General features: G+C 65.3%; 9 protein-coding genes. 5 read left to right on the top strand and 4 right to left on the bottom strand.

Annotated elements, in window-relative coordinates:
- Positions 1–271 precede the first annotated feature (271 nt).
- Together GPT33_RS14590 and GPT33_RS14585 are read right to left on the bottom strand one after the other, a co-directional pair.
- Entirely contained in the window at positions 272–412 is a 141-nt protein-coding gene (locus GPT33_RS14590) for a hypothetical protein (RefSeq protein ID WP_296810171.1), read from the bottom strand.
- Complete coding sequence (locus GPT33_RS14585) at positions 409–654, bottom strand: hypothetical protein (RefSeq protein WP_296810170.1); 246 nt, start codon at positions 652–654, stop codon at positions 409–411. The genes GPT33_RS14590 and GPT33_RS14585 overlap by 4 nt, the downstream gene beginning before the upstream one ends.
- A 315-nt stretch (positions 655–969) precedes the next feature.
- Between GPT33_RS14585 and GPT33_RS14580 the strand changes: the two genes are divergently transcribed.
- Positions 970–1,386 (top strand): DUF423 domain-containing protein, encoded by a 417-nt coding sequence (locus tag GPT33_RS14580; protein WP_296810167.1) that lies wholly within the window; start codon positions 970–972, stop codon positions 1,384–1,386.
- Positions 1,387–1,396: 10 nt separating this feature from the next.
- A complete protein-coding gene (locus tag GPT33_RS14575) occupies positions 1,397–2,128 on the top strand; it encodes a 16S rRNA (uracil(1498)-N(3))-methyltransferase (RefSeq protein WP_296810164.1) in 732 nt (243 codons plus the stop codon).
- On the opposite strand, the gene GPT33_RS14570 is transcribed toward GPT33_RS14575, so the two are convergent.
- Entirely contained in the window at positions 2,125–4,551 is a 2,427-nt protein-coding gene (locus GPT33_RS14570; RefSeq protein WP_296810162.1) for an Hpt domain-containing protein, read from the bottom strand. The genes GPT33_RS14575 and GPT33_RS14570 overlap by 4 nt on opposite strands.
- Positions 4,544–5,032: a response regulator gene (locus tag GPT33_RS14565; RefSeq protein WP_296810160.1), complete on the bottom strand. Its 489-nt coding sequence runs from the start codon at positions 5,030–5,032 to the stop codon at positions 4,544–4,546. Before GPT33_RS14565 ends, GPT33_RS14570 begins: the two co-directional genes overlap by 8 nt.
- Positions 5,033–5,050: 18 nt before the next feature.
- Between GPT33_RS14565 and gshB the strand changes: the two genes are divergently transcribed.
- The 3 genes from gshB to GPT33_RS14550 all read left to right on the top strand — a co-directional run bounded on the left by gshB (position 5,051) and on the right by GPT33_RS14550 (position 8,631).
- The gene (gshB, locus tag GPT33_RS14560) at positions 5,051–6,007 is read left to right on the top strand and encodes a glutathione synthase (RefSeq protein ID WP_296810158.1); all 957 of its coding nucleotides are present in this window, start codon (positions 5,051–5,053) and stop codon (positions 6,005–6,007) included.
- A 76-nt stretch (positions 6,008–6,083) separates the two neighbouring features.
- Positions 6,084–7,181 carry an FAD:protein FMN transferase gene (locus GPT33_RS14555; protein WP_296810157.1) on the top strand — a complete coding sequence of 366 codons (1,098 nt, stop codon included), beginning with the start codon at positions 6,084–6,086 and terminating at the stop codon, positions 7,179–7,181.
- A gap of 319 nt (positions 7,182–7,500) precedes the next feature.
- Entirely contained in the window at positions 7,501–8,631 is a 1,131-nt protein-coding gene (locus GPT33_RS14550; protein ID WP_296810154.1) for an energy transducer TonB, read from the top strand.
- Positions 8,632–8,848 lie beyond the last annotated feature (217 nt).

The following is an 8,848-nucleotide window of genomic DNA, read 5'->3' as shown; positions in this document are numbered from 1 at the left end:
CTAATCGAGGCATGGTCACGGTGGCCTGCCCTCCCTCACCAGTAGGGTCGGGAACCGGCGCACCGACGGTAGGAAGGCACAGGGGGGCTTGAAATCACTTACCCGGTGGAACTGAGAGCCGATGGCTCACTGCCCCTTACAAGGCAACCCCAGGAAAACCAACGTCATGCCCGACTGGAAGCGGGCGCCATTCGGACACAAAAAAACCGGACGCCTAACAGCGTCCGGTCAATGGCGAGCCGACTCGGGGCACGAGGCCCGGTTGGCTTCGTTATTTGAAAGTTTGCTCTTGCCAACTACATCGACGTGGGCGCTTGAAACAGGTCCAGGTCTTGGTCTCTTCGTCGTAGACCGAGTTGACGAAGCACTTCCAGTTCTCCTCGTCTACAAACTGGTCGAACAGATGGGTCACGGATTGGCCAGCTCGGGCTTGTGGTCCTTGCTGTCCAAGCAGACCCTGACCTTGGCCGCAAACCGCCTCTCGGGACGGTCCCCGGCGTAGAGCGTGTGACCGGACGTGCCCATCCTGTCGGCCGCGGCAAGAGGCGCTCGCCGGTTGCCATGGAGCAGTCGCCCCAGCTCCAGCCGGACGGCAGGCTTGTTGGTGTTCATGTAAACTGCGCCGACGACGCTGGTCGCATGGGCTTTGAACATCGGAAGAGGCACCGACCCATCCTTTACCGTCCCTTTTCGCGGCCGCGGCGACGATCCACTGATAGGTCTCGCCGTTGATCATGATTCACCCGTTGTCCGAACGCATCGGCTTGGTGCCTTCGACCGTGGATTGTCCTCGGGGCCGGGCCGCTTCCAGATCGGTAGGCCACGCTTTCCGTCGGCTCGTCCGTATCGATAAGCTGAGCCCAGGGTAGAGACTGCCCTCCTCGCGGTCAAAACAGAATTTTGGCCTGCTTTCATAAATTTGCCTTATTAGGTAATTGCAATGGCTCCGGAATCGGCAGAGGAAAGCAGATGAATCGAGCAAGTGTTTGGTTGACGACCGGCGCGGCCTGCGGGTTCGTGACGGTCGCCTTGGGCGCCTTTGGCGCACACGGTCTGCGTGCCCTCGTGAGCGCGGAGCGACTCGCGAATTGGGCCACCGCAACGGATTATCTGGGCCTGCATGCACTCGCAATCCTGACCTGCGGACTGTGGCTACTGCAGCGGCCCGACGACAGGCTCGTCCACTGGGCCGCCGGGGCCTTCCTGGTCGGCATCCTGCTCTTCAGCGGCAGCCTCTTCGCGCTCGTGCTGACGGATCAGCGTGCGATCGGGATGATCACCCCGATCGGCGGCGTGCTTCTCCTTGCGGGTTGGGCGCTGCTCGTAGCCGGTGCCCGGGGGGTCCGGGTGCGCCGCCATGCGGACTCCCGGCCCGAAGCGGATTGACATCTCGCCGATGCGGATCCCGCGCGTCTATGTCGACCTGCCTCTTGAGCCCGGCGCGACCCTTGAGCTGCCGGCGGCTCAAGCCCGTCACCTCACCCAAGTCCTGCGCCTGCCGCCCGATGCGCCCTTGGTGTTGTTCAACGGAGACGGCTGTGACTATCCCTCGCATCTGACGCGAGCCGAGCGAAACGGAACGGCGGCGAGAGTCGGCACGCCCGGCGCCATTGAGCCGGTCCCGCCATTGGAGATTCACCTCGCGCTGGGCGTTTCCAAAGGCGAGCGAATGGACTACGCGCTGCAGAAGTCCGTCGAGCTCGGCGTGGGCCGCATCACGCCCCTCTTCACCGAGCGCAGCCAGGTTCACCTGAGCGGCCAGAGGCTTGAGCGGCGTCTCGAGCATTGGCGCGGAATCCTTATCGGGGCCTGCGAGCAGTCGGGGCGGCGACGCCTGCCGCATCTCGCGACAGCGGCGACCTACTCGCATTGGCTGATCGAACACGCGGGTGGTGGACTGCTGCTCGACCCGGAGGCCGCTCGGTCCTTGGCCGCCATACCCGCGCCGGGCGCGACGGTCACCCTGCTGATCGGCCCGGAAGGCGGGCTGAGCCCGCGCGAACGCGCGAGCGCTCGGGATCGGGGTTTCGAGGGGGTGCGCTTGGGGCCTCGGATCCTGCGGACCGAGACGGCTCCGCTCGCCGCCATCGCCGTCATCCAAGCGCTCTGGGGAGACCTCGTCGACTAGACCGGACGGGACCGTTCCTCGGGGGACTCCAGATGCAGCTTGACGAGTGCGGCCAAGACGGCTTCAAGGAGTTTGGCTTGTCGCGCCCGCGGCTCGGCCGACGCCTGTCGATCGGCGATCAGCCCGCGCCTGACGCTCTCCAGATCATCGAGGATCTCACTCATGCGACCGCAGAGCTCGCGCTGCCCGAGTACCTCGTCCAAACTGTCCTCGCCTTCGCCGAGCGGCCTCGCGCTCGGGTGTGGATCGCTCGCAAGACGATCGACAAGATCGCGTAGACGCGCCAGCCCGAGGTCAAGGGCATCCAGGCCGGAGACCAGTTGCGCATGGGTCATGTCCAACTCGGAGCGACAGCGCGCGATCTCGGCAATCTGCTCCACCAAGGGTGCCGCCGCCCGTGTAGGCGGCTCCGACGGGGCGGAGACCGGATCGGCCGCCGGACTTGCCGTGGACTTCTTCGCCGGATCGAGGAGCGCGGAGAACGCCTGGTCAAGCTCATCGCCGAGGGACTGCTCCGAGAACTCGAGCGAGTTGCCTGAATCTGTGTTCTGTGATTCGTCGACATCGGGCAGCAGCCATTCGCCCGACGTCTCCGACGCAGCCTCGAACGTATCGAGCAGATCCTCGATGGGGATCTGCGGGGCGTCGCCCGCCCCCGTCAAATCATCCAAGGGGACCAGTTCCGACAAGCCGTCGACCTCGGTGTCCGTGTCCGTCGCCGCCTCGGCGATCTGCCCGGCACGTGCGACCAGCGCCCGGACGACGGAGGCGCGATCCTCGGTCCCTCCGTGCACCAACGCCGGAAGCTGATCCAGCACCTCGGCGATGAAGCTCGTTGCGGCAGGGTCCCGCGTCGGCTGCGCCGTGATCCGAACCAGGAGCCCCTCGACCGCCTCGGCGACCTCCGCAACCCGCCGGGCACCGACGAGCAGACCGCTACCTTTGATGACGGAGAAGTTGCGCTTCAGCCCGGTCACGGACGATGCGTCCCGCGGGTCGAGCGACCAACGGGCCAGCCTCACCCGAGCGGAGGCAATCTCCTCGTCGATCTCCTCGAGGAAGATCTCCATGAGCTCCGGAGCGATCCTCTCCTCCACGGGGGTCGGGGCGAGCGGGAGACTCGGAACGTTCGAAGGCATGCCGTTCGGCGCACCGGGTGGCATCGTCGGAGCAGACGTCTGCTCGATCGCGTGCGCGAGCGCGATCAATGCCTGCTCGGCGCACCCCGTCGGGGTGGGCACCGCACGCCCTGCTGCCAAACCGGCACCGATCTCTCGTCCCAAACAGGCCAGCGCCTCGGACAATGCCTCCCGATCGACATCGACCGCGCGCGCATCGCGGACAGCGTCGTGTCGCACCCGATCTCCGCAGGCTGCCGCGAGATCGGCTGCATCGGCCAGCCCGAGCAGGCGCAGGACGCCTGCGATGCGGGCGAGCATTGCCCCGACAGCATCCGGGCGCATCGACACGTCCTCGATGTCCCGTCCGAACAGCAGCTCGGTCACCCCGAGAAGCTCGCGATCCAGCTCGCGCAAGGCGGCGAGTCTCAACCCCGCCGGCTCCATTCCAAGGCGGAGCGAAGACGCTTCGGCGACGGCACCTTCATCCACCCACGCCTGCACGATCGACTCCATGGCAAGCAGGTCGGCGGCGAGTGCCTCCAGACGAATCGACTGCTCGGTCGCCTGTGCAGACAGGAGCGCCTTCACCTGGTCGGCAACCGCGGCCAGACGCGACGCAAGTCGACAGGGATCGGTCGGATCCAGCACACCGAGGACCTCATGGAGTGCCGCGTAGGCGGCATCGAGCGCCCCGGGATCGACGAAAGCGCCGCGGTCAATCAGCTCGAGTAGCTCCTCGAGGGCAACGAATTCGGCAAGTCTCCCGGCGGTGCGATCGACGTCATCCTCACGGGCAGGCGCTGTTCCATCGCGACGCTTACTCTGCGCCACTCGAATGGCCTCGGACGAGCGGTAAACGACAGCCAGATCGACCACCCGGCATTCATCCGGCTCCAACTGCCCCAGCAGATCCAACAGCCGAACGATCAGCGCTCGAGCCTCGTCTTCAGGCCACACCGGCGGGTGCTGCGCAAGTGGCTTCAACACCCGATCGAGCTGCCCCATCAGGGAGCGCATGCTCGCATCGCAGTCCAATCGCCCGTCACGCAGCCCGGCAGCAAAGGTCTCCGCGAGACCAAAGAGGTCGGCCAGGATTCCGTCGCCCAGGCCGGCATTCACCCTTCGAAACAACGTCTCGAGGCGCAGCAGTCCCCGCGGATCCGCCGCGTCTCGATACCAGGCGACCAGCCCGCGATGAAACTTCGGACGCACCCGTCGCATCACCTCGGCGAGCGTCTGCAGGTTCGTCGTCGCGCGAGGCGTCTCGGTTTCGATCTCGACAGAAGGGCGCGTGTCAGCCATCCGAGAGTGCCCCGGCAACGGCATTCAACAGCTCGTCGGCGGTAAACGGCTTCGAGAGGCAAGACTGCGCCCCGGCCAGATGGGCCCGAACGCGAGCGTAAAGCCCCCCGCGATCCGCGAGGATGACCACCGGCAGGCCAGCAAACCCGGAGGTTCGCTTCACAAGTGCGCAGGTCTGGAAGCCGTCCAGCCGCGGCATTCGACTACCGAGAAGAAGCATGTCGGGCTTCACCTCCAGCAACATGCCGAGCGCATCGAAGCCGTCGAGCGCAACCTCGACGCGGTACCCATGATCGCGAAGGAGCTTGGCCGCAAAGCGGCGCGCCACCGGACTGTCGTCCGCCAGCAGGATGGCTGCTTCACCACCCACGGCGCGCGACGCGGGCGACGCATCGGACGAGACATCAATCAACATATCCGACGCAAGCGAATCGGACGGAGCCGTAACCCTTGTCATCATCCCTGACAAGCCCCCGGCCACTGAAGTACACTCGCTTGCATGTCTATCGATCTCGGCGTCGTGATGGATCCGATCGGATCCATCAACATCAAGAAGGACAGTACCTTCGCCATGCTGTTGGCCGCGCAAAGGCGCGGCTGGCTGTTGTGGTACATGGAGGTAGCCGATCTATCGCTGCGCGACGGACGCACCCTGGCGCGAATGCGCCCGCTCGAGGTCACCGACGATCCCGCGAGTTGGTACCGTCTCGGGGCCGAGATCGAGCGCCCGCTCGATGTGCTGGGCGCGGTGTTGATGCGCAAGGACCCGCCTTTCGACATCGAATATATCTTCACGACCTATCTCCTCGAGCAGGCCCACTCGGACGGATGCTTGGTCGTCAATCATCCGCGCAGTCTGCGCGACGCCAATGAAAAGGTCTTCACGGCGGCCTTCCCTCAGTGTACACCGCCCACCCTGATCACGCGCCGCTCCGGGGCGATTCGGGACTTCCATCGAGAGTACGGCGACATCATTCTCAAGCCGCTCGACGGCATGGGCGGCGCCTCGGTGTTTCGCGTGCGCGCGGACGACCCGAACCTAAGCGTCATCATCGAGGGCCTCACGCTGCACGGCCGACGTTTCTGCATGGCCCAGCGCTTCATCCCCGAGATCCGCGACGGCGATAAACGCATCTTGATGGTTGACGGCGAACCCGCGCCTTACTGTCTTGCGCGCATCCCGGCACCGGGTGAGACTCGCGGCAACCTCGCTGCGGGAGCATCCGCCGAGGCGCGACCATTGACCGAACGGGATCGCTGGATCGCCGCACAGGTCGGCCCGCAGTTGCGCGCCCGCGAGATCCTCTTCGCCGGTCTGGACGTGATCGGGGACCATCTGACCGAGGTCAACGTGACCAGCCCGACCTGTATCCGCGAGATCGATGCCGCCTACGGCACCGACATCGCGGGCGATCTGATGGACGCGATTCAGGCCCGAGTCATGCGTCGCACCTGAGGCCTTGCCCACCGGTCACCCGGCCCGCTCGGTCTGGCGAGCGACCGCGACCGGCAACCCATTCTCGGAGGTGTCCGTGCTGTATTCATCCTCCCGCTCCGGCCGACTTCGGCGCTCCCCCCTATGGTGCGTCATCGCCGCGGCCCTCGTCGGAATCGCCGCCTGCGGACAAGAGACCCCGGTCACCACCATACGCTTCGACGCCTTCGGAGGTCAGGTCGACCTGAGCCTGGTCAGCGTCGACAGACAACAGGCACAACTGGCGGCGTCCCTCGTTCAACAAGACTTCGCCTTCCTGCAGGACGCATGGCATTCCTGGCAACCCGGCCCGATGGGACGGGTCAATCAGATGCTGTTGACCGAGGAGCCCTTCGTGGCCCCCCCGTCGACCATGCCGTTGGTACGCCTGAGCAAGGACTTCGAGGAAAAAAGCGGCGGACTCTTCAATCCCGCCATCGGCTATTTGTTGGATCTCTGGGGTTTCCAAGCCGGCGCGGTGCGCAGCCGCCCGCCGCCACCCGAACAGCAAATCAAGCGGTTGGTCGCGGCAACACCCAGTATGAGCCAGATCGATATCGAGGGGCTCGAGCTGCATGGCCACAATCCGTTCATCAAGCTGGATTTCGACAGCATCGCCAAGAGCCATGCCCTGGATATCGCTATCGAGCACCTGCGTGAGCTCGGGATCAAGAGCGCACTGATCAAGGCCGGCGGCGAGGTCCGCGTGATCGGCGATCGCAGCGGCCAGCCATGGCGGATCACGATTCGTCGACCCAGCGGTTCCGGGGTGCTCGCCATCGTGCCGATGGGGGGCGACGAGAGCCTCGTCACCAAGGCAGACTATGACCGGAACTTCGTGTTCAAGGGCGAGATCTACCACGCAATCATCGATCCGCGAACCGGCTCGCCCGCGCGCGGCACCCGCTCGGTGACCGTTCTGCATCGGGATGCGACCACCGCGGCCGCAGCGGCCACGGCCATGTTCGTCGCCGGACCGACCGATTGGGAGACGGTGGCACATGCGATGGACATCCGCTATGTCCTGCTCGTCGATGCCGAAGGCACACTGCACATGAACGCAGCAATGGCCGATCGGATCGAATTGGTCGACACAGGTGCTCGGATCGCGCCGGGGATGCAGGCGAGCGAAGAGCAGGGTGCGACCGAACCTTGATGAGTGCGTAGGATGGGTAGAGCGTCAGCGAAACCCATCCTCCAAACCGCCGTGTTCTCGGGTTTCGGTCCGATGCCCTTGGCGCGGGCTGGATGGGTTTCGCTTCGCTCTACCCACCCTACGAATTTCGGTTGTTTGTGAGCCGCTCCCAACGACTCACCGACGTGTCGGGGCGACTTAAGTCGCCTCTACAGCTCCGACATTTCAGGGCCGGACGGGTAGAGCCGCGCGAGGCACAACCAACCGTCGGCGGACGTTGTGCTTCCTAGCGTCAGCACAACCTACGACGGCGGCATTTTCTGGAAATCGATCCACATTCATGCCCACCCGCCCGCCCGATCCGCAGATGCAACGCACGCTCCTCGCGACGCCCCGTCACGACTCCTCGGGCTTGAGCCTCACGATAGCCCTGTTGGCCGCAACACTGCTGCATGTCGGTGCGATCGCCCTCGTCTCCTTCGAGCCACCCCGGCGCGAGGCGAGCGGCGTCACGGAATCGGCGTTGGAGATCTTGATCTTGCGGGACGCCGGTCGGGGTTCGGCATCCCCGGACGCAGCCCTCTCGCGGATCGATCGTTCCGGCGCGTCGTCCAGCGGAAATGCCGTATACGACGACCCGATCGCGATCGTCTCGGAAGACATCGAGGCGACCGAGCCTCCGACACCCATCCCAGAGACGCGGATCGAGTCGGTCGAAGAGTCGCCTGTCGAGCCGGAGCCGGAGCCGGAGACCGACACATCGGCCGATCGAGACCCGGCCGTCACGGAGCCGCCACCGAGCAGGCTCGATGCAGACGCCGTCGATGCGCCACTCGAGCCGATCGGTTTCGAGACGATTTTTCCGGACCCGACGGAGATCACTGAGCCGCCTGCGCTGGACCTCGAGACTCTCGCACGCGTGGAGCCTCCGCCCGAACCCGCACCCGAGATCCAACCCGAGCGACCCCCTCCTCCCGACCCGCTGGCCGCACGGGAGATGCCAGCCCGGGACACGCCGGTCGACGCGGCGGCGATCCTCGCCAGCCGCGGCGAGGAAATCGATCGACTCACCGCCAACCTCCAGGCCAAAACCGCCGCCTACGCAAGCCGGGTCCGGCGCAAGTCCGTGAGTGCGAGCACGCGGGAGTTTCGATATGCCAGCTATCTGGGTGCCTGGGCGCGCAAAGTGGAGCGCATCGGCAACCTCAATTACCCGCAAGCGGCCCGGGATCAACGCATGTTCGGCAGCCTGATCCTGCACGTCGCCGTGCGCTCCGACGGAAGCGTGGAGCAGATTCGAGTCGTGCGCTCGTCGGGTTACGACCTACTCGATGAAGCAGCCGTAAGGATCGTGGAGCTTGCAGCGCCCTACGCCCCCTTCCCGCCCGACATCGCCGCAGAGACGGACGTCCTCGACATCGTGCGGACTTGGCAGTTTTTGCGCGGCGGGGGGTTGGGGTGGGAGCAGTGAGCAGTGGCAGCGCGACGAGACACCTTCGTACATCGCATCGATTGGAGATTCTATCGACGGGCCTACACCCCAACGAAGGGCTTAAATCGCGTCTCCCGCAAACGGCCGTGAATGCACTAAACGCCGAACTCACTCGGAAGTTAAACCGCGCCCAGTGCGGTATGCGTAGTTTGTTGGATTGGCTTGGCCGCGCCAGCTCCGACGATCGACGGAACCG

This window comes from Thiocapsa sp. (genome assembly GCF_011390875.1).
GTDB lineage: Bacteria > Pseudomonadota > Gammaproteobacteria > Chromatiales > Chromatiaceae > Thiocapsa.
Note: the sequence above shows the minus strand (reverse complement) of the source record. Positions and strands in the feature narration are given on the sequence as shown.

Coding starts and splice junctions, on each gene's coding strand:
- GPT33_RS14585 (WP_296810170.1), bottom strand. CDS start 654: ATGTTCAAAGCCCATGCGACCAGCGTCGTCGGCGCAGTTTACATGAAC.
- GPT33_RS14580 (WP_296810167.1), top strand. CDS start 970: ATGAATCGAGCAAGTGTTTGGTTGACGACCGGCGCGGCCTGCGGGTTC.
- GPT33_RS14575 (WP_296810164.1), top strand. CDS start 1,397: ATGCGGATCCCGCGCGTCTATGTCGACCTGCCTCTTGAGCCCGGCGCG.
- GPT33_RS14570 (WP_296810162.1), bottom strand. CDS start 4,551: ATGGCTGACACGCGCCCTTCTGTCGAGATCGAAACCGAGACGCCTCGC.
- gshB (WP_296810158.1), top strand. CDS start 5,051: ATGTCTATCGATCTCGGCGTCGTGATGGATCCGATCGGATCCATCAAC.
- GPT33_RS14550 (WP_296810154.1), top strand. CDS start 7,501: ATGCCCACCCGCCCGCCCGATCCGCAGATGCAACGCACGCTCCTCGCG.